The sequence below is a fragment of the Minwuia sp. genome (assembly GCF_048007105.1).
Classification (GTDB): Bacteria; Pseudomonadota; Alphaproteobacteria; order Minwuiales; family Minwuiaceae; genus Minwuia.
This window is the reverse complement of sequence record NZ_CP180352.1, coordinates 4534906-4557125: the sequence shown is the minus strand read 5'-3', so window position 1 is coordinate 4557125 and position 22220 is coordinate 4534906. Positions and strand designations below refer to the sequence as shown.

The window sequence follows — 22220 nt, the reverse complement described above, 5'->3', positions numbered from 1 at the left end:
GACGGTTGGAACAGGGCGGAATGCCGCCATCCGTTGCGCCTGTCGCATGACGGCGACCGGGCGTATAGTCGCGGCAACAAGGGAGGATCGAGAATGACCGAAGCGCTGACCCTCAGGCTGAACCCGAAGGACAATGTCGCCGTGGCCCGGGTCGACATCCTGCCCGGCACCGATATCGGCGGTGGTGTCACCGCAGCACAGCACATTCCGGCGGGCCACAAGATCGCCCTTGCGGCGGTGGCGAACGGCGATCCGGTGCGGAAATACGACCAGATCATCGGCTTTGCCGAGGGCGTCATCGCGCCCGGCGATCACGTCCACACCCACAACTGCGTCTTCGCCATGTTCGAGCGGGACTACCGCGTCGGCGAGGATGTCAAGCCGGTCGAATTCGTGCCCGAGGCCGAGCGTGCGACCTTCAACGGCTACCGCCGCGACAATGGCAAGGCGGCCACGCGCAACTACATCGGCATCCTGACCTCGGTGAACTGCTCGGCGACCGTCGCCCGCTATGTCGCGGACCAGTTCCGCCATCCGGATGCGCTCGCCGACTATCCGAACATCGATGGCGTCGTGGCGCTGACCCACGGCACCGGTTGCGGCATGGCCTCGACGGGCGAGGGGATGCGCATGCTCTCCCGCACCTTCGCTGGCTACGCGCGGCATCCGAACTTCGCCGGCATCCTGTTCATCGGGCTCGGCTGCGAGGCGGCCCAGCTCGGCATGATGATGGACGTCGAGGGGCTCAAGCCCGGACCGCTGCTGCACATGTTCACGATCCAGGACTCGGGCGGCACCACGGCGACGGTGAGGAAGGGCGTCGAACTGGTGAAGGAGATGCTGCCCCACGCCAACCGTTTCAGCCGCGAGCCGATCCCGGCCTCCGAACTGATCCTGGGTCTCGAATGCGGCGGCTCGGACGCCTATTCCGGCATCTCCGCCAATCCGGGCCTCGGCGCTGCCGCCGACCTGCTGGTCCGCCATGGCGGCACGGCCTGTCTGGGTGAGACGCCGGAGATCTACGGCGCCGAACACCTGCTCACCCGCCGGGCCGTCTCGGACACGGTGGCGCAGAAGCTGATCGACAAGATCCACTGGTGGGAAGACTACGTCGCCAAGAACAACGGCTCGATGGACAACAACCCCAGCCCCGGCAACAAGGCCGGCGGCCTGACCACCATCCTTGAGAAATCGCTGGGCGCGGCGGCCAAGGGCGGTACGACCAATCTCTGCGATGTCTATTCCTACGGTGAGAAGATCACGGAGAAGGGCTTCGTCTTCATGGATACGCCCGGCTACGATCCGGTCTCTGTGACCGGCTTCGTCGCCGGCGGGGCGAACGTGGTCTGCTTCACCACGGGCCGCGGATCGGTCTTCGGCTGCAAGCCGGTACCGTCGATCAAGCTCGCGACCAACTCGGCCATGTATGGCCGCATGTCCGACGATATGGACATCAACTGCGGCCTGGTCGTGGACGGCGAGAAATCGGTGCAGGAGATGGGCCAGATGATCTTCGACAAGATCCTCGCCACCGCCTCGGGCGAGCCGACCTGTTCCGAACGCCTCGGCTTCGGCGACGACGAGTTCCTGCCCTGGCAGATCGGGGCGGTGATGTAGCGGGAAACCGCGCTGCGTGGGATGGATCGGTCGGCACGCAGCGCGGATCTGAGATTGACGCATTGTCTTGCCGGATCGGCCCTTCCGGCCCGCCGCGGAAGCTGAGACCTCAGGCCTTCGGGTCCAGCCCGGTGGCGGCAGTATGTCAGATGTATCCGTGCAGCCGGTCGCGCTCACGCAACGCCGCCGACCGCTTCGCGGGATCGCCATAGCCCGCGCCGCCGCCAGTCCGGACCACCAGACGGTCGCCCTTCTTCAGCGGCATGTGCACCTTCGATTTCAGCTCGATGCGCGCGCCGTCGCGCTCGATCCAGGCCGAGGCCCTGCCGCCGGGCTCGCCGCCGAACAGGCCTTGGGGCTGGGTCGTGAAGCGGTCGCCATAGGCGGCGAAGGTGACGCCGTCCGCCACGATCTCGTAGCTGCGCTGGAAGCCCAGACCGCCGCGGTGCGCGCCGTCGCCGCCAGAGCCCGCGACCAGGCTGTAGTCCAGGACGCGGAAGAAGGGATAGGACATGTCCTGGCTCTCGACGGGTATGTTGCCGCAGTTCGATAGCGGGCTGTCGACCGCGTCGCAGCCGTCGCTCGCCGGACCCGCGCCGTAGCCGCCGCCGAAGATCTCCAGATAGATGTTGTAGCCCTTCGGTCCCAGATGGCTGAGGCAGCAGGCATAGGTGGTGTCGAAGCCTGTCGCGATGACCTTCTCCGGTGCGGCCTGGGCGATGGCCTTCATCACGGCGTTGAAGACGCGGTAGCTGGGCAGAAGGCGCGCGCGCACCGGCGCCGGGTAGCGCGGGTTCAGGATCGAACCCTCCGGCGCCTCGATGGTGATGGCGCGGGCGCAGCCGGAGTTGAACGGCAGGTCCGCCGCGGTCAGGGCCGACTTGATCACCGACAACGCCGCGCCGACCGTCGAGGCAAAGGGATTGTTCATGTTGGTCTTCACCTGGTCGCAGGTGCCGTCGAAGGTCACCGTCAGGTCGGACCCCTTCACCGTGACCTGCGCCGCGATCCGCAGCGGACCGTTGCCCTGGCCGTCATCGTCCAGCCAGTCCTCGCCCGAATAGGTGCCGTCCGGGACCGCCTCCAGTGCCGCGCGCATGCGCCGTTCGGCATAGTTCAGCATCTCGTCCATGGCGGTCTCGACGCGGCCGGTGCCGTGGCGGCGGCAGAGTTCGCGGACGCGCTCGATGCCGATCTGGTTGGCGGCGAACTGCGCCTCGAAATCGCCGATGGTGTGGTCCGGCATGCGGATATTGGCGCGGACGAAACGCTGGAACGCGCCATCGTTCCGCCAGTCGCGGTCCAGGTTCCACTTCGACGGCGGGAAGACGATGCCTTCCTGATGCACATCGGTGGCGTCGGGATTCAGGCCCGGCGCGCCGCCGCCCAGATCGATGTGATGCGCCACGGTGGCGGCAAAGCCCAGCAGCCTGCCGTCCACGAAGATCGGGCTGAACAGGAAGACGTCCGGCAGGTGCTGGCCGCCCTGATAGGGATCGTTGGTGATGTAGAAATCGCCCTCGACCAGATCCTCAATGGGGAAGGAGGCCGCGCAGGGACCGAAGGTGTGGGCGATGGAGCCGAGCTGCAGCGGGATCAGTTCCGACTGCGCCACCACATTGCCCTTCGCGTCCAGAATGGCCGAGGAGCAGTCCTCCGCCTCGCGGACGATGGTCGAATGGGCCGAGCGGATCAGCTTCACGCCCATCTCGTGCGCTGCAGCGATCAGCGCCTGGGTGATGACCGCCTGATCGACGGCTGAAAGGTTCGCGGGTGCTGTATCGGGCATGACGGTCTCCTGCGCTACAGGATCATCTTGCCGGAGTGCGATGCGCGCCTGCAACAAGCAGACGCATTTCGGGCGGGCGTTTCCGGATCCCTGAGACCGAACTCAAGCCGAGCCAGGTCCTCACGCTGCGGGTGTAGCGGGGCGGCCCATCGACCAGGATCACGCCGCGTTCGATAGCCTCTTCGAGCGGATGCCAGCCCATCCAGACGCGGGTCATGTCCTTGATTGGCGCCTCGATCGACACGTCGATCTCGAAGCCAGGATCAATGTAGCAGAGGTCGACTTCGTCGGTCTTCATCACCAACCAGTGGTCCGTCTTCTTTTCCGCGGCGTCAGGAAAATGGAAGTGGACGACAAACCTTTCCGGAAAATTGGGGGGGCGCCTCACGTTCCGGCGCATGTCCCACATCAGGAAGTCGGTATCCACATCGTCAAGCGATGGCTCGGTGTCGATCCATTCCTGACCCCATTCGGCGATGCTCCGGACGACGCCGCCCAATGCCCGGCCTGCCTCTGTCAACTCATAGGCCGCTGTACGGCCCCGGCCACTGTCGCGGTGATGCAGTAGGCCTGCGGCCTCGAGGTCCTTGAGGCGCTGGGACAGAAGTGACCGGGACATCAGCGGCACGCCCCGGCTGATCTCGTTGAACGATGTCGATCCCTCCAGAAGTTCGCGAAGAATGAGCAGCGTCCAGCGCGTTCCCATGATCTCTGCCGCCATGGAGAGGGGGCAGTACTGCCCGTAGCGCGGTCTTCCCTGCATATTGCCGCCTCCTTGTTGGCCGCCTGATCTTCGCGCGTCCCGTCAGGGCGGAACAAGTACAGATTCTGGACTGGTTGCGGGAAGTTGTTCTCCTCATGGTCGCTGTGTTGTTCCCCGACTGCCGCCTGGCAGCCCAGACAGTGAAGGAGAAGGCCATGAAGCGCTATGTGATCGAACGGGATATCCCCGAAATCGGAGCCATGAACGACGACGAGGCGAAGGAGGGCGCGCGGACATCGAACGCGGCACTGGCGCAACTCGCGCCCAATATCCAGTGGCAACATTCCTATGTCGTCGGTGACAAGACATTTTGCGTCTATCTCGCCGAAGACGAAGAGGTCATTCGTCGCCACTCGGAGTTGAGCGGCTTTCCGATCACGAATATCTTCGAGATCCGCCGTACCATGGATCCGGCGTCGATTGGCGGTCGGATGTAGCCTCGTCTTGCCGTAAGTTTTCAGAGAAGGAGAGGAGACGCGAGTCATGCAGATCGATCCGGGACATCTCATCACGCGACGCGAGCAACTCCGTGAAATCGTCGGCGAAGTCGGGCCGCGGGTGGCGCAGAAGGTCATCGATCATATCGACCCTATCTGTGCGACCTTTATTGCCCGATCGCCCTATGCGGTATTGGCCACGCGCGGCGCGAATGGCCTTCTCGACGTTTCGCCGAAGGGGGATCCGGCAGGGTTTGTTGACGTGCTGTCCCCGAAAGTGCTGGCTCTGCCCGACCGGCTGGGCAATGGCCGGTTCGACAGCTACGAGAACCTTTTCGACGATCCGACCGTTGCGCTGCTGTTCCTGATACCGGGCCACAGCGACACGCTCCGGGTTGCTGGCGATGGTCGTATAACTCGCGATCCCGAACTGCTTGCGCGGTACCCCGTGAATGGCAAGGAGCCGCGGTTTGTCCTTCTGATTGAAGTTCGGGAGGCGTTTCTGCATTGCTCGAAGAGCAGTGTCCGGTCGAACATCTGGAGCCCCGAGCGCTGGCCGGACACGGATGGTCTTCCGAGTCTTGCAGAGGCCATGGTCGCGCATGGAAAACTGTCGATCGATGTTCCCGAAATGCAGGACATCATCGACCGGGATCGGGAAATGCGGCTCTACTAGGCGTTTGTGCAGCCTAGTACTTGTACTCCCAGGTGATGCCGGTCGAGGTGCCGCCGTCCTGACCGACCTCGGTATCGACCTTCACGTTGGGCAGCACGTCGATTTCGACCACGACCGAGCCGGCCTCGTTGTCGACCGACTTCTTGGCGCCGACATAGACGCCGTCCCGCACATAGCGGCCGACGGAAACGGCGCCCGCGGACTCTGGATCGTCCGCCTCCTCGAAGCGCAGCACGTCGAGGCCGACGGCGTCACGGATGCGGTCGGTGGTGCCCGGCTTGCCGTTGGTCAGCGTGTTGATGCCCTGGGCAAGATTGACGGCCTCCAGCGGCGAGAGCGACTGCTTGGACTTGTCGAACAGCAGCCGCGGCAGCACTTCGTCGGGCGGCAGTTCCGGCGTCGAGGCGAAGGAGATGTCGGGCTGCTGCGGATTGCCCGAGACGATGATGCTGCCGGTCAGGTCCGGCGTCTCCCGTTCCAGCTCGATCCGGAATGTCGGATTGAGGCTCTCGTCCAGATCCAGTTGGCCCTCGGTCAACTCGAAGGTGCGGCCGAGCAGGCTGAGGCTGCCGCGAACTGCCTGGAAATTGCTGCGGATCTGCGGATCGGCGATCCGGCCTTTCACCGAGACGTCGCCGCGCCATTCGGATTCCAGGCCGCGGCCGCGGACGAAGAACTGGCCTGGCGAGGTCACCTCGACGTCCAGATTGACCGGCAGGTCGGGCGGCGGCGCCTTCTCTTCCTCGGGTTTCTTGTCGCGTTCCAGCTCGATGGCGATGACGTTCGGCGGCAGGTTCGGTGCTGCCAGATAGACGACCGCCTCGTTGATGGTCTGCCGGACGAAGACATCGACGCTGGTGCCGTCCCAGCCGATCTTCGTGTCTCCGCTGATCACGGCGCGCGCCTCATCTCGGCGGAACGCCAATAGCCGGTTGGTTGAGATCTGTATGTCGGCATTCTGGTTCTCGCCCAGAAGGACAAGATCGCCACGGCCGCTGACGGTGCCGCCATCGGGGCCTTGCCCGGAAAGGCTGAATCTGCCTGTGCCGGTGTCGTCGAACGCGATATTGGCGGTCAGCTGTTCGAGCACGCTGCCGCTGGTCAGATTCTCGTAGCGGGCCGGGCCGATCAACGCGTCGCCGCTCAGGCGGGGCTTCGCCCAGGTGCCGTCCAGGGCCACATCGATACGCGCCTGGCCATTGACCACATGATCGCTGGACGGCATCAGCGCGATCAGACGCGCCATGTCGCCGGCCCAGCGGATTTCGCCCGTCACATCGCCGTTCATTGGTACCTCGGGCAGCGCGGAGCCGCGGGGGAAGGGAAGGTCGCCGGCGATCTTCGCCGTCAGGGGCTCGCCGAACGGACCTTCGATGCGGGCATCGACCAGCGCCTGACCGCGCCGCCAGGCGCCGTCGACGAGGATCGTGAACGGCGTGTCGGATGGCAGGTCGGGCAGGGTGAGGCCGGAAATCTTCAGGCTCACGCCGCCCTTGTCGCCAGATGCCGCCGTGTCGAGCCTGGCCGTCGCATTGGCCTCGCCTGTCACGCCCTCGACGCCGGCGATCTTCGCCAGCGGGCCGAGGGGCAGGGTCTTGATGGCCAGGTCGGCCTCGACGCGCTGCGGACCGTAGACGGCATCGCCCGCGACGACACCGCCGAAACTGGCGGCCAGATCGAGGCCGCGGGCCTCGACATTCTCGCCGCGCAGCAAGATCAGGAACGGCGACCGGGCGGTGATCGAGCCGGGTTCGGCGTCCAGCTGCAGCGAAGCGAACCGGATGCCGAGCGCCTCCGGATCGCTCAGATCGGCTGACAGCTGCGTCCGCACCGAGACGGGTTCCGGCTTCGTCACCTTTGCCGCGATGGTCGCGCCCGGATTGTTGATGTCGCCGGCCAGGGCGATGTCGACCCGTTCGACCGCCGCGCCGTCGGCGGCAATATCGGTCACAGTGATGTCGCCACCCAGCGCGGGTGCGTTGCCGAGCAGGTCGGAGAGCGTGATGTCGCCGCGGATATCGCCCACAGTGGCGGTCTCCGCGCGGATACCCTTTCCGGTCAGTCGTACGATCAGGTCCATCGTCTTGCCGCGCGGTTTGAGATCGACGGTCGCGTCGATCTCACCGCCCAGATCGACGCCCGCCAGCGCCTTGAAATCGGCGAGGTCGGCGGCGCGGATCGTCAGCCGGCTGTCCACGGCCGTGCTGGCGAGGTTGACGCGCGCCTGCCCGCCGATGCTGGCGGAGCGGTAGCCGGCGCTGGTGTCGGCCAGGGTGATGCGCTGGTTTTCCAGATCGGCGCGCACCGCCGTTCCGAACTTCGCCGGTGCGCCGAGAACGTTTGCACTGCCGTCGATACGGACCAGCGGCGAGCCGGTGAGTTCGCTCGCATCGAAGGCAATCACGGGGCTGCCGATCTCGATTCCGTTCAGATCCAGGGTGGCGGCCTGCAGGCGTCCCTTTGTCCTCGGGTCCTCCACCGTGCCGGCCACATCGCCGCTCAGCCGGATGTTCCGCAGCCCGGCCAGCGCCGGCGGCGCGAGGCCCGGCGGAATCGCGGACATGGTGAAGTCGTAGGAACCGTCGATGGCCTCGCCATCGGTCACCATTTTCAGGTCGCCATTGATGCCGCCGCCCGAACGGATCGCGATATCGGCGGTCTGCTGTCCGCCTGCGCTGAGCCCGGCGGTGCCTTCCAGACTGAAGCTGGAGCCGACGACCGACTGCATCTGCGCTTCCTTCCAGTCCAGCTCGCTCAGGTTCAGCGCGAGCTTCGAGCTGCCGCCTTCGGGCGACAGACCGTTGAAGGAAACATCGATCGATGCTCTGCCGCTGTTGAGCTGCGGCGCGATCTGCGGCGCTGCGGCCAGATTGGGCACGGTGACATTCAGTTGTCCGTCAAGTTCCGGGGCGGCCAGCCTTGCGGTCACCTGACCCGATGCCTGGGCAAACGCGCTCACCAGCCGGATGCCGGTGACCTCGGCGCGCTCCGGATCGGCCGAAACGTGGGCCTTCAGTTCGGCCGTCTCGCCGACCAGGGCCTGGGTCCCTTCGTCGCCGGTCCTGGGGTTCGCCAGCGTGGCTGTCAGGTCGCCCTCGAAGGAGGCGAGATCGGTGACGCCGGTGATGCCGATTTCCGCGCTGCCGGCGCTGTAGGGGGCGAAGACCGGCGCCTCGGCCTGCGCGGAGAGGTCTGCGGCCAGCCGGTCCATGGGCCCCTTCACGGATCCCTGCAGCACCAGCTGGCGGAAACTCGCCCCGGACAGGTAGGCATCGAAGCCCTCATGGTGGCGCAGCGTCACGCGCGTTCTGAGGTCGAGCGCCTGTTCGGCGAGCTCGACGCCGCCCGATACTGACGCATCCAGCCAGGGCGCGCCCACATGCAGTTTCTCGATGGTCAGGACTTCCGAACTCGGCAGCTGGAAGACGCCTTCGACGGCAACCGGATTGCCGATCAGCGCCGCCGGCTCGGCGACCGCGCCGCCGGTCAGATTGGCCAGTGCGTCGATCCGCAGGCTCAGACCGCGATCCGCCGCATTGGCGACCATGATGTCACCGGCCAGGTCCGCGACGCCGTCGATGTTGAGCGTCAGTTCCAGCGCGGCATTGTCTAGGGGGCCTCCGCCCTTGATCTCGACGAGCAGCCGAGCGCCTTCCGGCGTGCCGAGCGCTTCGTCCAGCGGCGCGATGACCGGCAGATCGCCGGAGATGTCGACGTCAAGGCGGTTGGCGGCGGCGTCGGCGCTCGCCAGCACATTCAGATGGCTGCGGTCGAGGTCGAGGGGTGAGACGTTGAGGCGGACCTGCTTCTCGGCGCCGGTGTAGTCGGCGCTGGCTTCGATGCCGAGCCGGGTGCGTTCCGGCGCCAGACCCTCGGCCAGCACCAGTTCCTCGACCTTCAGGCTCCGCAGCCGCACGCCGAGCGGCAGTTCGGGCAATTCGAGGCGGTCGGGCAACGCCAGTTCGGTATCGGGTTCCGGTTCGGGTTCGGCGCTGGCCGGTGCGCGCAGGACCTCGATGCGACGGGCGACGACGCCCTCGATCACGGCTTCACGGCCGAGAAGTGCACCGGTGTCGATGTCCAGCGCCACATCCTCGACGGTGAGCCACACGCCTTCGCCGTCGGCCAGCGACAGTCTTTCCAGAACCAGCACGCCATCGTCGCGGCGGGAGAACTGTCCCGCTTCGATCTGCAGGTCGGGGCTGCTCGCCGCGTCGGTGCCGGCCCTGAGCGCCGCGGTCCAGGTGTCCGGACCGGCGACGTAGATGAACCAGAGGAAGCCGATGGCCGCCGCGAGCACGGGCAGCATGAGGAGCGCGAGCCCCCAGAGTATGATCCGTCGTGTGCGGCGCATCAGAATGCCTGGCCGAGACTGATATAGAACTCGAAGAAGTTGTCGCCGTTCCTTCGGTTCAGCGGGAAGGCGAGGTCGAAACGGATCGGTCCGACCGGGCTGTAGTAGCGGAAGCCGCCGCCCACGCCGACCTGGTACTCCTCGGCAAAGATCGGGAAGGGTTCCTCCTCGACCAGACCGGCATCGGCAAAGGCGACGACGCCGAAGCTCTCGCCGAAGCGCATGCGGAGTTCCAGGCTGTTCTCATTGAGGAACCGGCCGCCCGAGAGGTCGCCCTGCGCATCCGCCGGCGAGATCGACTGGAACTCATAGCCCCGGACCGATGCGCCGCCGCCGGCGAAGAAGCGCTTGTTGACCGGAATGTCGTCGAGGTCCTGCGACAGGATCGAACCGACCTCGGTGCGCATCGCCAGAACCAGACGGTTTTCGCCGATGAGCGGGAAATAGACCGAACCGCCGCCGCCCACGATGCCGAACTGGACCGGCTCGCCATTGTTGAGGCCGGCGAAGGGGCCGGCGCGCAGGAAGAAGCGGTAGCCTTCGGTGGCATCCAGAGGATCGTTGGTCCGGTTGCGCCGCGCGAACAGCGGCAGACCCACCAGATAGGCGGTGTCGTTCTGGACGTCGGAATCGACGCGCGAGGCACTGGCCTCGACCGCCCCGCCCAGGGTCCAGCCCCGTTTGAGCCCGATCTCCATCCCGACGCGGCCGGTCACCGACTTTTCGTCGAAGGCCTCGTCGTTCAGCCGCCGGAATGTCAGGCTCTCGCTGGTGGTCCAGCGTTCGCCGGGGTAGCGCGGGCGGGTCAGTCCGAAGGAGACCTTCTGCTCGTCCAGCGAGACGTCGGCTTCAGCCCTGAAGTCCTCGGCGCGGCCGAACAGGTTGCGGTGCCGCCAGAAGGCGCGGACGCCGGGGCCCTGGTCGGTGTCGTAGCGGAGACTGCCGCCGATCGAGCGCTGTTCGGCGTTGTCCACGGACAGCAGCAGATCGCGCTCGGGGCCGGGTTCGTCGTCTTCGGCGGCCTTGTCGGGGGCGATCTTGACGGTGTCGAACAGGCCGGTCGACTTCAGCGCGGCCTGGAACGAGTCCACCTTCTGCTGATTGTAGATGTCGCCCTTTGTCCAGGGCACCAGGCCGAGGATGTAGTCCGGTTCGAGACTGCTGTTCGGATCGATCTCCAGGTCGCCGAAGCGGGCGAACGGACCTGGATTGAATATCTGGGTCACGTCCAGGGTACTGTCTTCCTTTTGCGCTACTGCCTTCCGCTCGACGAATTTCGCTTCGGGGAAGCCGTGGTTACGCAGATAGGTGACCACCTTTGCCTCGGATTCAACCACCGCCTCGCCCCGGGCCGGCTGTCCGGACGCAAGGCCGCCGGCGGCGGCGAGGGCATCAGGCACCGGCGCTTCCTCGCTTGCCGGGTCCAGCTGGACGGTGACGTCGCCGAAGCCGTAGCGCGGCCCCGGATCGGCCGTGAATGTGACCTGGACCAGATCGGGGCCGGCGGTGACGACGCGGGATTCGACCGTGGCGTCGTAGTAGCCTTCGGCGCTCAGCACCCGGAGAATCTCCTGCGTGTCCTGCTCTGCGCGGCGCTCCAGACCGGCAACGCTCGGCGCCCCGCGGGACTGAAGCTGAAAGGTCCGGGTCGAAGCCCGCGCGATCTCCCGTTCCCCGGGCAGATCGTCCAGCCCCTCGATCGTCGCGGTGTATTTGACGGGCTGTTCGCCCTCAAGCGCCGTCTGCGGACCGGTAATCCCGGTCTCCTCCAGGATCGAGCATGCGCCGGAAAGCAGCAGCGCCGCCGCGGCAAGTCCCCGCGCCGCCGCTATGGCGAGACCTTGGAAGTTGATTAAGATGCTGAAATCCCGCCTTCTTTGCCGCAGTTGCGGCCTGATGAAACGATTTGGAAGCGGGCGGAAGAAGCGCAAGAGATGTGACACCGCGACGCGCCGGCCGCCCGGATCAGAATATCCCGGATTCCAGCCCCGCCGCCATCAGTGTGCCCAGCTCGCGACATCGATCGACAAACTCCTCCTGCCATTCGCCCCTGCAGACCAGCGGCTCCTGGACGGCATTCCAGCGCAGGCCGGTCGTGATGGTCTCGACCGCCCTGCAGGTGCCGGTGCCGTCATGCCCTGCGCGGACATACAATGCATACGGCAGCCCCTGCTTCTCCTCCAGCACCGGATAGTAGGTACGGTCGAAGAAGTCTTTCAGAGCACCGCTCATGTATCCGAGATTTTCGGTCGTGCCGAGAATGATGCCAGCGGCGGCCATCACGTCTTCGGGGCCGGCGTCGAAAGGCGACTTCTCGACGATCCCGATCCCCTCGATCCCGTCCGCCTTCGCGCCTTCGGCCGCGGCCGCCCGGAGGCGGGCGGTGTTCCCGGAAGGCACATGTCCGACGATGAGCAATGTCCGAGGGGTAGGCATTCCCTGGTGATCTCACTCCAATGCGTCTGCCGTCCGGCGGGCCCCCTCTCAGGCGATCAGCCTGTACCCTTCGACGGCCTCCAGCCGGTCGCGGAGCAGGCGCGCCTTGCTGCGGAAGACCGCCGCCCCGAGGACCATGTTGATGTCGCCGGCCTCATTGTAGAGGGGAAAGGCGATGGCCGCAAAACTGGACGGACCGGCGTCGCCGCCTGACGACGGGGATACGGCGAAGGCAGGGACTCCGCTGTTGGAGACGCCGCCGACCAGGCGGGACATGATCCTGGTTTCCCACTGCTCGCCGCTGGCGCCGACTTCGCGGGTGGTGGGATCGCGGTGGAACTGGCGCGCCATCTCCGTTCCGACCAGCCGGTAGCGCATCAGGCCCTTTCGGGTCACGTCGGCCATGAAGAGATGCGGCAATGCGAAGACGATGTCCTGCGGCCCGAAATCCTTCCGCTGGGGCTTGCGGTCGCCCTCTGCAATCGAGAACCAGAAATGCGACAGCCGCGCGAACAGGTGCGCCGAGTTCTGGGGCAGCTCTCGATGATCGAGCCAGGCTGCGAATTCGGTATGGCCGACATCGGAAATCCGGCAGGAGATGTCGCCGCTCATGACTGTGCTCCGTGTTCATATAGTTGCTAGTAGCAATGTATATGAGAAGGGCTGAGCACGTGCAACATAAAAATTGCTAACAGCAAGGTGTTTTGCTACGCCTTCCCCATGAAGCCGGAGATCGCCCAACCTTCACGGCCCGCCGTGGCACTCGCGACGCTGATCGAGCAGACGGCGCGGGGGATCTACGATCAGCGGGGACCGGCCCACATTCATCCGGTCCAGTGGGCGGCGCTCCGTTTCTTTGCCCGCGCCAACCGGCGCGCCCGCTCCGTGGCCGGGCTCGCACGCTATCTCGACGTCACGCTTGCGCCGGCGTCGCGGACGGTCAGTGCGCTGAAAAGGCATGGTCTGATCAGTACCGAAAAGGACCCCGAGGACGCCCGCGTCTCCGTCATCTCGCTGACGCCGGCTGGCCGGGAGTTGCTTCAGTCCGACCCGATCTTCCGTCTGGCAAGGGCACTGCAGGATCTTCCGGACGAGCAGTTCGAAACGCTCGGTCAGAGCCTCGCCGACATCACGGCACGGATGTCAAACGGCATGACTGGTGAGGCGGCGTCCGGGCGCGCGGTCAATGGCGGACGGCAGCAAGACTGATTCGCATCGGGGCGCCGCGGGACCCGCCGGACGGCTCGGGGTCTGGCGCATTGATGTCGGGACAATGGAACTGACCATGCTCTGGCAGTTCGGCGCGGCCGATCCAGCGGCGCCGGCGCCGGACACGCGCAGCATCGGCAGCATCTTCGAGCCGTTCGAGTCCGATGACCTGGCGGCGATTCGGAAGGCGCTGGACCGCATGATCGCGACTTCGGAACCGTTCGCCCGCGAAGTCGCGGCCCGCGGTCCCGATGGCGAGCGATGCCTGCTGCAGGTCCGGGCCGAGCCGGAACTTGACGGATCGGGCTCGGTGACGGCGATCCGCGGTTCGACCCAGGACATCACCGCCATGCAGGACGCATCGGCGGACGCGGCCCAGCACCGGCGCATGCTGGAACGGTCCCAGACTGTCGGCCGCATGGGGCACTGGCGGATGCCGGCGGGCGAACGCACGCTGGTCTGGTCCAACGTCATGTACGAGCTGATGGGCGTGCCGGAGGGGGCGGCCGCCTCGGTCGATGATTTCTTCGACATGCTGGTGCCGGAACAGCGGGAGCGCATCGTCAGCCAGCGCGAACAGGCGGTCGCCGACCGCAAGGCGTTCAGCTATGTCTGCGACCTGATCACGCGCGATGACCGTCGCATCACCATCGAGACCGTTGCGGAGCCGGAGTTCGACGCCGACGGCGAGTTTCTGGGCTTCTTCGGCATCACCCGCGACATCACCGAACTGCACCGGATCCAGCGTCGCCTTGCCCGGCAGACCCGTCTTCTGGAACGCGCGCATCGCGTCGGGCAGATGGGGCATTGGCGGATCCCGCGCGGCAGTCAGGCCGTCGACTTTTCCGAGACGCTGCTCAGACTGCTGGATATCGAACCCGGTACACGCTTCACGATCGACGACATGCATGCGCTGATGGATGCGCCGTCCCGTGCCAGGGCGGAGGCCGGGCGGCGCAAGGCGGATGCCGATCTGAGCGAGTTTTCCTATGTCGCCGACGTCGTCACGCCGAAGGGGCGGGCGATCAGCATCGAGACCGTGGCCCAGCCGGAGTTCAACGAACGCGGACGGTTCACCGGCTATTTCGGCATTACCCGGGACGTGACCCGCCTCCGGGAGGCGGAGCGGCTGGCTCGGGAACGGAACATGGCGCTGGAACGCGCCCAGACCATGGGCCGTATCGGCCATTGGCGGATCGATCAGAGAACCGACGGGTTGTTCTGGTCAGACACCATCTACGACATCCTGGGCGTGCCGAAGGACATGGAGATCTGGACCACCTTCATCCTCGACCTGATCGTGCCGGAACAATCGGACGAAGTGCGCCGCATCCGCGAGGCGGCGATCTCGCGGCAGGAAGGGTACCGCTATCAGGCCGATATCCGGACCCCGGACGGGTCGCCGAAGATCGTGCATGTCGTGGGCGAGCCGCAGTTCGACGAGACCGGCATGCTGACAGCCTATTTCGGCACCACCCAGGACGTGACCGAACGGGTCGTCGCCGAACGGCAGCGGAGGGAGGCAGACGAGCGGCTGCAGAACATCTTCGATGCCCTGGACCGCGCCGGGGTCGGCATCGGGGTTCAGGACAATGGTGGGCACATCATTGCCGCACGGCCGGCGCTTCTGCACATCGCAGGGATCGAGCGGGAAGGCGATGTGCTCGGCAAGCTGTGGTCGGAAATCCAGGGGCCCGGCGGCACCGATATCCGAGCCCGCTATGGTGCAACCATTGACAGCGCTGCCGATGGCATGGCGCCCGACCGCATCCGGAATCTGGACATCGACTGGGTGCGGCCTAATGGCGACCGGCTGTCCGTCCTGGTACGGCTGGCGCCGCTGCCGGGCGGCGAACGCGCCATGATCGTGCTCGACCAGACGGAACAGCGGCAGGCGCGCCAGGAAATCGAGGCGCGCGAGTTCCGCTTCCGGGCCATCCTCCAGGCGATCGACGCAGCGGGCATCGGCTATTGCGTGCTGGACGAGGACGGGCGGATCTACGATGCCTCGCCAACCCTGCGCGAGACCCTGCAGATTGACCGCGAGGAAGATCTGCTCGGCCGTCCCTGGATAAAGACCGTCCGCCTGCCGGAAGAGGTCAAGGCCCAGATCGAGGCGGAGAGCCGGACCTTCGCCGACAGCAGCAGCCGATCCTTCGTCTATCCCGAGTTCATCATGTCGCTGCCGGACGGCCAGCAGGTGCAACTGCACGCCCGCTCGACCCCGCTTCCGGGCATCGGCCGCCTGGTGCTGGTGATCGACCGCACCGACCGCTGGCGTCTGGAGCAGCGTCAGGCCGAGATCGAACGCCATCTGCAGGAAGTCCAGAAGATGGAAGCCATCGGACAGCTGGCGGGCGGCGTCGCGCACGAGATCAACAACATGCTGCACCCGATCCGCACCTTCGCTCGCGCGGCGGGCCGTGCCGACGATGCCGCGCGGCGTGAGCAGCTGCTGGAGCGCGTTATCGACTGTGCCGACAAGGCCGGCACCATTGTCCGCGAGACGCTCAGTTTCGCGCGCGGCGACGGACAGGAGATGCAGCCGCGCTCGCTGAACCAGTTGCTGGCGAGCGGGCTCTCGTTTTCCCGCGACCTGTCGATGCGGGACATCGAACTGGAGTTCGAGCTGCCCGATTCCGATCTGGTGGCGCGGGTGAACGAGACCGAGTTCACGCAGATCCTGCTGAACCTGCTGCGCAATGCCGCGGACGCCATGGAAGGGCGCGGCATCATCAGCATAGCGCTGACCGAGCGGGTCCTTCGAGATGGCGAAGTCATCGGCCTCGCGGCGGGCGACTACGCCTGCTTCAGCGTGGCCGATACCGGTCCGGGCATCCCGCCGGATGTCGCCGACCGCATCTTCGAACCGTTCTTCACGACGAAGGAAACGGGGAAGGGGACAGGGCTGGGACTTTCGGTGGTATACGGTATCGTCAAGCGCTGGGGCGGCGCGATCGACATCTTGTCCAGACCCGGTGAGGGCGCACGGGTCGAGGTGCTGCTGCCCCTGGTTCCAAACGGCTCTGTCGAGGGGGAGTGAGGCGATGGCGCGCGTGCTGATCGCGGAAGACGTGGCCGAGATGCGTGAGGCGATGCAGATCGTCCTCGAGGGCGAGGGACACGAGGTCGTGCTGGCCGAGGACGGCGTTGCTGCCACCGAACGGCTGAGCGCCGGCGACTACGACGTGGCCGTTCTCGACATCTGGATGCCAAAGAAAGGCGGACTCGCCCTGATGAAGGAAATCACCGAGACCCATCCCGAACTGCCGGTGATCATCGTTTCTGGCGGCGGTCCCGATGCGACGCTGGAGAACGTGACCGCCGTGGCGGATCTCTACGGTGCGCTCCGTGTGCTCTACAAACCCTTCGACGACGAGGAACTGATCGAAGCGGTCCGGGAGGCGGTCGACGCCTGACCGGCGCGGTCAGCCGCCGCGGATCTCGCGTTCCCGTTTCCGCCGCTTCTCCGCTGACGTCTTGGCCCACAGGTTGAGCGCCTCGACCAGGATCGAGAAGGCGATGGCGAAATAGAGGAAGCCGCGCGGGATGTGGAAGTGCATGCCGTCCGCGATCAGCGTCACGCCGACCAGCAGCAGGAAGCTCAGCGCCAGCATCTTCGCGGTCGGATGCTTCTCGATGAAGGTGGCGACCGGGCCGGCCGCGAACAGCATCACCGCCATGGCGATGGTGACGGCGGCGATCATGACGGGCAGCTGATCGGTCATGCCGACGGCGGTGATCACCGAATCCAGCGAGAACACAGCATCCAGGATGACGATCTGGACAATCGCCATGGTGAGGGTCGCGCTGCCGGCGCTTTCCTCACCGCCGCCGCCCTCGACCTGATGGTGGATCTCGTAGGTGCCCTTGCCGAGCAGGAACAGCCCGCCGCCCAGCATGATGATGTCGCGCCAGCTGACGACATGCCCCCAGGCCTCGAACAGCGGCGCCGTCAGCCCGACGATCCAGACGATCATCGACAGCAGCGCGATCCGCATGCCGAGCGCAAGGCCCAGGCCGATGCGCTGCGCCAGCTTCTGCTGATGTACCGGCAGCTTGTTGGTGACGATCGACAGGAAGACCAGATTGTCGATACCGAGAACGATTTCCAGCGCGGTGAGCGTGGCGAGCGATGCCCATACGGATGGATCGGACAGCAGTTCGAGCATCGCGGTTACCCTTGTCGTTCTTGTTATTGCCCTTTCAGATGGCGGCGGCGCCTAGCGGGTCAAGCCCTGCAGGGCCAGGCGCTGCGTGTCCAGCGCCCTGTCCCAGATCATCTGCTTCCAGTCGTTGGCGTCCTGGTAGAAGGCGTCCCGGACCTTCTGCTTGATCTCCCGGCCGCGCGCGGAGGACAGGTCTCCATGGAAACGGAGCCAGTTGTCCGAGGTCAGCGCGCCGATCACCTTGTCCTCGGGTTCAGTGCCGTATTCGAGCGCGATGGCCGTGACCTCGGTTCCCGTGAGCGCCCGGTCGATCCAGTCCAGCATCTGCCCGGTCAGCTTCGCCGAGGTGGAGGTGCCGAGATAGGGCGAGGATGCGTCGCCGCCGTACCAGTCCATGGCGCGGCCGTAGCCCGGCGTGTCCGGCAGATGGTCGATGATCCGTTCGCCGAAACCGCGCGGCCCGAGGCCGGTGTGATAGTCGATCACCGCCAGTTGCTTCAGCCCCTTGCAGTATTTCCCGACGATGGTCTCCACTGTGCGCCGCGACCAACCCGGCGCCGACCCGCCGTAGAAGATTCCCTTCGGGTCCCGGTACTGGCCCGAAGTCGCCGCCTCGCGGAAGGCCCAGAAGCCGTGCTCCTCGACAAAAGCCTCCACGCCAGCCTTCATCTGATCCAGCGTGCCGTCGTTCCATTCAGTCGGGCACAACACTGGCTGGATCTTCGGCCAGCCCTCGTTCACCGGCGGATTGGCGTGATCGACGAAGTTGCGGTTGAGGTCGATATTGTCCTCGGTCGTGCGCGACAGCGAGGCGAAACCGTAGGGATTGATGGCATGGACATGGACCTGCTGGACGCTGTCCGGCACTTCCTTCCAGAAGCCGTCGGCCAGCCATGCCACCTGCACGCCCGAGCCGCAGAAGCCTTCCGCGCCGTGGGTACCCGAAAAGGTCAGCAGCATTGCCGGCGCCGCCGGATCGCCGAGCCGGGCGACATCGGTCGAGAGGTCCACGCCGCGCGGATTCTCCGCCGGGTTGTCGAAGCGTTCGAGCGTGGCGCCCGCGGCGGCCGCTGCGTCGAGAAACTTCGACCGTGCCTCTTCATAGGACGCTGAAAAATGACTGCTGACGCTCACCGGCCGGCCTCCCGTTTGCTGCGGTGCAACATTACACGGAAGGCCTGAGGCGCGGAAGCAGCGAGCGTCACCGCCAGGATCAGATGACGCCGCCGTCGCGGTAGGTCCCGGCGCCGAGCTCGATGAGATGCCAGTCATGCGGCGGCAGCACCTTGTTGTAGCGGGTCCGGACTGCGTCCAGCGTCCGCGGCGGCGTGGCGGCGCCGACGAAATAATTCGTCGAGCCGCGAAGCCCGCCGGTCCGGTTCGAGATCGAGGTCATCGCGGCGACCGCCGTGTGGAAATCCGCATGGTCCGGTTCGAACACCGTGCCGGCGCCCCACTTCGCCACCACGGCGTCGATGAAGCTGTCGACCGACGGGTGCAGGGTGTCGCCCAGATAGTCGAGTTCCTTCGCGTCGATGATTGCGCGGACCGCCGCGTCGGCCAGGATCGTGTTCTGAATGAAGTCCCGGTCGGCGCGCTGGCGGGTAGCGACTGCGTGCACCAGATCGGGGCGCTTCATGCCGTCATAGACGATCAGGTCGTCATATTTTTCCCGGTCGATCAGCCCGCTCTCGAGCGCCTGGTCCAGCGCGGCGCGGTAGGCGGCGCGGGCATAGGTGTTGCCGCCGATGTCGAGCTGCACCGCCCCGAATGCGAAGCCACTGGAGTTCCGCCCCTTGGTCTTGCCGAGCAGGCTGTTGGGCACTGCCAAACTGACCCGGTAGCGATGCTCCATCCGGCCGCCGAGTTCGGTGCCGATGAGGATGTTCAGGATACCCTGGACCGTGACCTGCGACATGGATTCACCTCCTGTCGTCCATCCATGCGGCCGCGGAGAACGCTGTCCGGGCCGCCTGATAGGCGCAGAGCGCCGAGCTTCCGCGCTGCGGGGTGCCGGCGGGCAACTCGGCGATCACGTCGCCGCACATGCCGTCGCCCGCATCGAGCAGCCAGGCAAAGAATAGCGCCCGGTCCGCAAAGCGTGCTTCGGCGAGGATCGTCATTCCCTCACGCATCTCATAGTAGCAGGAGAGACCCGACCAGGCACCGCCCTCGTTGCAGGCCTCGAGGGCGCCGTCGATGCAGTCCGTTGTGGCCGCTGGACCCGCCGCACCGGCCGTATCGGCGCAGGTCTGCAGCCGTTGCAGGGTCGCTTCGGAAATGCCGTCGGCGGCCGCCGGGGCGCCGGCCGCGCAGCCAAGGATCGCCATCAGGAAAAGGGCGCGGTTCCGCATCGTCGTCGCCTCCTCGGTTGCGGTCGGTCAGGCTACATCAGGCGGATCAGCGCGCCAGCGGGTCCAGCGCCGGATTGTCCATCTTCGGCTGGCCGACGATGGCCCGGACCCGCGGCAGGGCCTCCGGGTGTTCCTCTCTCAGCCAGGTCAGCATGGCCTCCCGGATCTCGCAGCGCAGGTCCCAGGCCTCGGGCGAGGAGCGGGCGCTGAGCAGGGCGCGGACGGTGATCGTCGCCTGGCCGCTGTCGACGACCTGCAGGTTGACGATGTCCTTGTCCCAGCGCGGGTTCGCCGCGGCGAGTTCCTCCAGCTTCGCCCGCATCTCGCCGATGGGCGCGCGGTAGTCGACATGCCAGAACACCGTGCCGATGATCGAGGCCGTCTCGCGCGTCCAGTTCTCGAACGGTTTCTCGATGAAGTTCGACAGCGGCACGATCAGCCGCCGCCAGTCCCAGATGCGGATCACCACATAGGTCGCCTTGATCTCCTCCACCCAACCCCATTCGCCCTCGACGATGACAACGTCGTCGATGCGGATCGGCTGGGTCAGCGCCACCTGGATGCCCGCGATCAGGTTGGTCAGGATCGGCCGGGCGGCGAAGCCCAGCACCAGACCGGCCAGCCCGGCGGAAGCGAAGAAGCTGACGCCGAAGGCCCGGACGGCGGGAAAGGTGATCAGCACCGCGCCCGCGGCGAACAGCACGACGATGGCGATGCCGGTCCGGCGCAGGATCTTGATCTGGGTGTGGATCCGGCGCGCCTCCAGATTGTCGGCAACGTCGATGCGGTGCCGGCGTTCGATCCAGCCGGAGACGGTGCCGATGGCGGCGACGCCGCTCCAGCCCAACAGCACCGCCATGCCGATCTTCAGCGCATGCCGCGCCGTCTCGGCAATGGCCGGGTCGAAATCCGCCGCCGGCAGCACGATGAACAGCGCCAGCAGGATGGCGGCCAGCCGGGTCAGGCCGCGCACGCGCTGCACGGCATGCCGCCCCGGCCCGTCCTCGTCGAAGACGCGCCGCAGGATGGCGAAGGCGATGGCGTGCAGGATGACCGCGGCCACGATGGCGGCGGCGGTCAGCAGGATGATGGCCAGCTCGGCGCTGCCCGTGCCTTCCGTGAACCGGTTGAACCAGCCGGACACGGTCCGGTCGTTCGGCATTGGGTCTTCGCGGCTCAGGGGCAGGCGCGCCGCGCCTCTTCATTTCATGTTGCGGTGCAATATGGCCTGCGGATCGCCGGTTCGCAACTCGCACGCGGCTCGGCTAGCATGGCGGCGCGAAGGGGAGGACGCGAAATGAAAGTCGACGGCGCACTGTTTCCGGGGGTCGACGACCTCCGTCTCTATGACGGCGATCTGTCTCTGGTGCCCGAGCGGGCGCGGATGCTGGAGGCCGCCGGTTATGACGGCCTCTACACCATCGAGACCAATATCGATCCGTTCTTCAACCTGCTGCTGGCGGCCGAACACACCGAGCGGATCGAACTGATCACCGGCGTCGCCATCGCCTTCGCCCGCTCGCCCATGACCGTGGCGCTGCAGGCCTGGAACCTGCAGCAATACTCGAAGGGCCGCTTCATCCTCGGGCTGGGCTCGCAGATCCAGACTCATATCGAACGGCGCTTCTCCATGCCCTGGCACGGCCCGGCGAAGCAGATGCGCGAATACGTCCTCGCCCTGCGTTCGATCTGGGACTCCTGGGCGACGGGATCGAAGCTGAACTTCCGCGGTGAGTTCTACACCCACACCATCACCAACCCGGTCTTCACGCCCGCGCCCATCGACGGCCCGCCGCCGAAGATCCATGTCGGCGCGCTGGGCCCGCGCATGGTGGAGATGGCGGGCGAGGTCGCGGACGGGCTGTTCGGTCATCCCTTCAACACGCCGACCTTCATCCATGAGGTGCAGATGCCGGCGCTGCAGCGGGGCCTGGCGAAGAGCGGCCGCACGCTGGCCGATTTCGAGATGCCGGCCATGGTCATCACCATCACCGGGCGCACCGAGGAAGAGATGCAGGCCGCCGAGGCCAACTGCCGCCGCCTGCTCGCCTTCTACGGCACCACGCCGGCCTACTGGCGGGTGATGGAGGCGCACGGCTGGGGCGATCTGGGGCCGGTGCTGAATTCCATGTCAAAGGAGAACCGCTGGGCCGAGATGCCGGACCTGCTGCCCGACGAGATGGTCGCCGAACTCTGCGTGAAGGGCGCGCCCGAAGACATCCCCGCCCTGATCGACGCCCGCGTCGGCAGCTTCGCCGACCGCCTCACCCTCTACGCCCCCTATGCGTCAGACCCGGCGATGTGGGAGGGGATCGTGAGGGGGATCAAGGCGCTGCCGGGCAAGACGGCGGCGGTCGGATAGTCGGGTCACCCCCGCTGGCGCACTGCGCCACGCGGGGGTCCGGAGCGGCTTCGC

The 22220-nt window shown here is 66.3% G+C and carries 18 protein-coding genes; 7 read left to right on the top strand and 11 right to left on the bottom strand.

The window, feature by feature from the left end:
- Nucleotides 1-93 precede the first annotated feature (93 nt).
- The gene (locus ACMVY4_RS22130; RefSeq protein ID WP_416898104.1) at nt 94-1617 is read left to right on the top strand and encodes a UxaA family hydrolase; all 1524 of its coding nucleotides are present in this window, start codon (nt 94-96) and stop codon (nt 1615-1617) included.
- 145 nt (nt 1618-1762) lie between these two features.
- Here ACMVY4_RS22130 and ACMVY4_RS22125 read toward each other — a convergent pair whose 3' ends face one another.
- Nucleotides 1763-3406, bottom strand: a complete 1644-nt coding sequence (locus ACMVY4_RS22125; RefSeq protein ID WP_416898103.1) for a hydantoinase B/oxoprolinase family protein — start codon at nt 3404-3406, stop codon at nt 1763-1765.
- A 22-nt stretch (nt 3407-3428) separates the two neighbouring features.
- Nucleotides 3429-4169: a winged helix-turn-helix transcriptional regulator gene (locus tag ACMVY4_RS22120; protein WP_416898102.1), complete on the bottom strand. Its 741-nt coding sequence runs from the start codon at nt 4167-4169 to the stop codon at nt 3429-3431.
- A gap of 155 nt (nt 4170-4324) precedes the next feature.
- On the opposite strand from ACMVY4_RS22120, the gene ACMVY4_RS22115 reads away from it, so the two are divergent.
- Together ACMVY4_RS22115 and ACMVY4_RS22110 are read left to right on the top strand one after the other, a co-directional pair.
- Nucleotides 4325-4606 carry a DUF4242 domain-containing protein gene (locus ACMVY4_RS22115; RefSeq protein WP_416898101.1) on the top strand — a complete coding sequence of 94 codons (282 nt, stop codon included), beginning with the start codon at nt 4325-4327 and terminating at the stop codon, nt 4604-4606.
- Between the two features lie 46 nt (nt 4607-4652).
- Nucleotides 4653-5282: an MSMEG_1061 family FMN-dependent PPOX-type flavoprotein gene (locus ACMVY4_RS22110; protein WP_416898100.1), complete on the top strand. Its 630-nt coding sequence runs from the start codon at nt 4653-4655 to the stop codon at nt 5280-5282.
- A gap of 13 nt (nt 5283-5295) precedes the next feature.
- Here the strand turns inward: ACMVY4_RS22110 and ACMVY4_RS22105 are convergent, their stop codons facing one another.
- From ACMVY4_RS22105 to ACMVY4_RS22090, 4 genes are read right to left on the bottom strand one after another with little or no spacing between them, the layout of a single operon-like run.
- On the bottom strand, nt 5296-9591 hold the full coding sequence (locus tag ACMVY4_RS22105; RefSeq protein ID WP_416898099.1) for a translocation/assembly module TamB domain-containing protein: 4296 nt from the start codon (nt 9589-9591) through the stop codon (nt 5296-5298).
- Nucleotides 9592-9635: 44 nt separating this feature from the next.
- Nucleotides 9636-11579, bottom strand: a complete 1944-nt coding sequence (locus tag ACMVY4_RS22100) for an autotransporter assembly complex protein TamA (RefSeq protein ID WP_416898098.1) — start codon at nt 11577-11579, stop codon at nt 9636-9638.
- Between the two features lie 22 nt (nt 11580-11601).
- Nucleotides 11602-12072: a flavodoxin family protein gene (locus ACMVY4_RS22095; RefSeq protein ID WP_416898097.1), complete on the bottom strand. Its 471-nt coding sequence runs from the start codon at nt 12070-12072 to the stop codon at nt 11602-11604.
- 48 nt (nt 12073-12120) lie between these two features.
- On the bottom strand, nt 12121-12684 hold the full coding sequence (locus ACMVY4_RS22090) for a PAS domain-containing protein (protein ID WP_416898096.1): 564 nt from the start codon (nt 12682-12684) through the stop codon (nt 12121-12123).
- A 108-nt stretch (nt 12685-12792) separates the two neighbouring features.
- Here ACMVY4_RS22090 and ACMVY4_RS22085 point away from each other — a divergent pair, with 108 nt between their 5' ends.
- The 3 genes from ACMVY4_RS22085 (at nt 12793) to ACMVY4_RS22075 (ending at nt 16700) form a co-directional block, all read left to right on the top strand.
- The gene (locus tag ACMVY4_RS22085; RefSeq protein WP_416898095.1) at nt 12793-13281 is read left to right on the top strand and encodes a MarR family winged helix-turn-helix transcriptional regulator; all 489 of its coding nucleotides are present in this window, start codon (nt 12793-12795) and stop codon (nt 13279-13281) included.
- A 64-nt stretch (nt 13282-13345) separates the two neighbouring features.
- The gene (locus tag ACMVY4_RS22080; RefSeq protein ID WP_416898094.1) at nt 13346-16324 is read left to right on the top strand and encodes a PAS domain S-box protein; all 2979 of its coding nucleotides are present in this window, start codon (nt 13346-13348) and stop codon (nt 16322-16324) included.
- A 4-nt stretch (nt 16325-16328) separates the two neighbouring features.
- The gene (locus tag ACMVY4_RS22075; protein ID WP_416898093.1) at nt 16329-16700 is read left to right on the top strand and encodes a response regulator; all 372 of its coding nucleotides are present in this window, start codon (nt 16329-16331) and stop codon (nt 16698-16700) included.
- Between the two features lie 9 nt (nt 16701-16709).
- Here ACMVY4_RS22075 and ACMVY4_RS22070 read toward each other — a convergent pair whose 3' ends face one another.
- The 5 genes from ACMVY4_RS22070 to ACMVY4_RS22050 all read right to left on the bottom strand — a co-directional run bounded on the left by ACMVY4_RS22070 (nt 16710) and on the right by ACMVY4_RS22050 (nt 20966).
- Nucleotides 16710-17453, bottom strand: a complete 744-nt coding sequence (locus ACMVY4_RS22070; RefSeq protein ID WP_416898092.1) for a TerC family protein — start codon at nt 17451-17453, stop codon at nt 16710-16712.
- 51 nt (nt 17454-17504) lie between these two features.
- Nucleotides 17505-18584 carry a M14 family metallopeptidase gene (locus ACMVY4_RS22065; RefSeq protein ID WP_416898091.1) on the bottom strand — a complete coding sequence of 360 codons (1080 nt, stop codon included), beginning with the start codon at nt 18582-18584 and terminating at the stop codon, nt 17505-17507.
- Nucleotides 18585-18663: 79 nt separating this feature from the next.
- Entirely contained in the window at nt 18664-19368 is a 705-nt protein-coding gene (locus ACMVY4_RS22060; protein ID WP_416898090.1) for a hypothetical protein, read from the bottom strand.
- Nucleotides 19369-19372: 4 nt separating this feature from the next.
- Nucleotides 19373-19804, bottom strand: a complete 432-nt coding sequence (locus ACMVY4_RS22055; RefSeq protein WP_416898089.1) for a hypothetical protein — start codon at nt 19802-19804, stop codon at nt 19373-19375.
- 46 nt (nt 19805-19850) lie between these two features.
- Complete coding sequence (locus tag ACMVY4_RS22050; protein ID WP_416898088.1) at nt 19851-20966, bottom strand: mechanosensitive ion channel family protein; 1116 nt, start codon at nt 20964-20966, stop codon at nt 19851-19853.
- Between the two features lie 135 nt (nt 20967-21101).
- Between ACMVY4_RS22050 and ACMVY4_RS22045 the strand changes: the two genes are divergently transcribed.
- Nucleotides 21102-22166 carry a TIGR03617 family F420-dependent LLM class oxidoreductase gene (locus ACMVY4_RS22045; RefSeq protein ID WP_416898087.1) on the top strand — a complete coding sequence of 355 codons (1065 nt, stop codon included), beginning with the start codon at nt 21102-21104 and terminating at the stop codon, nt 22164-22166.
- The last annotated feature ends 54 nt before the right edge of the window (nt 22167-22220 follow it).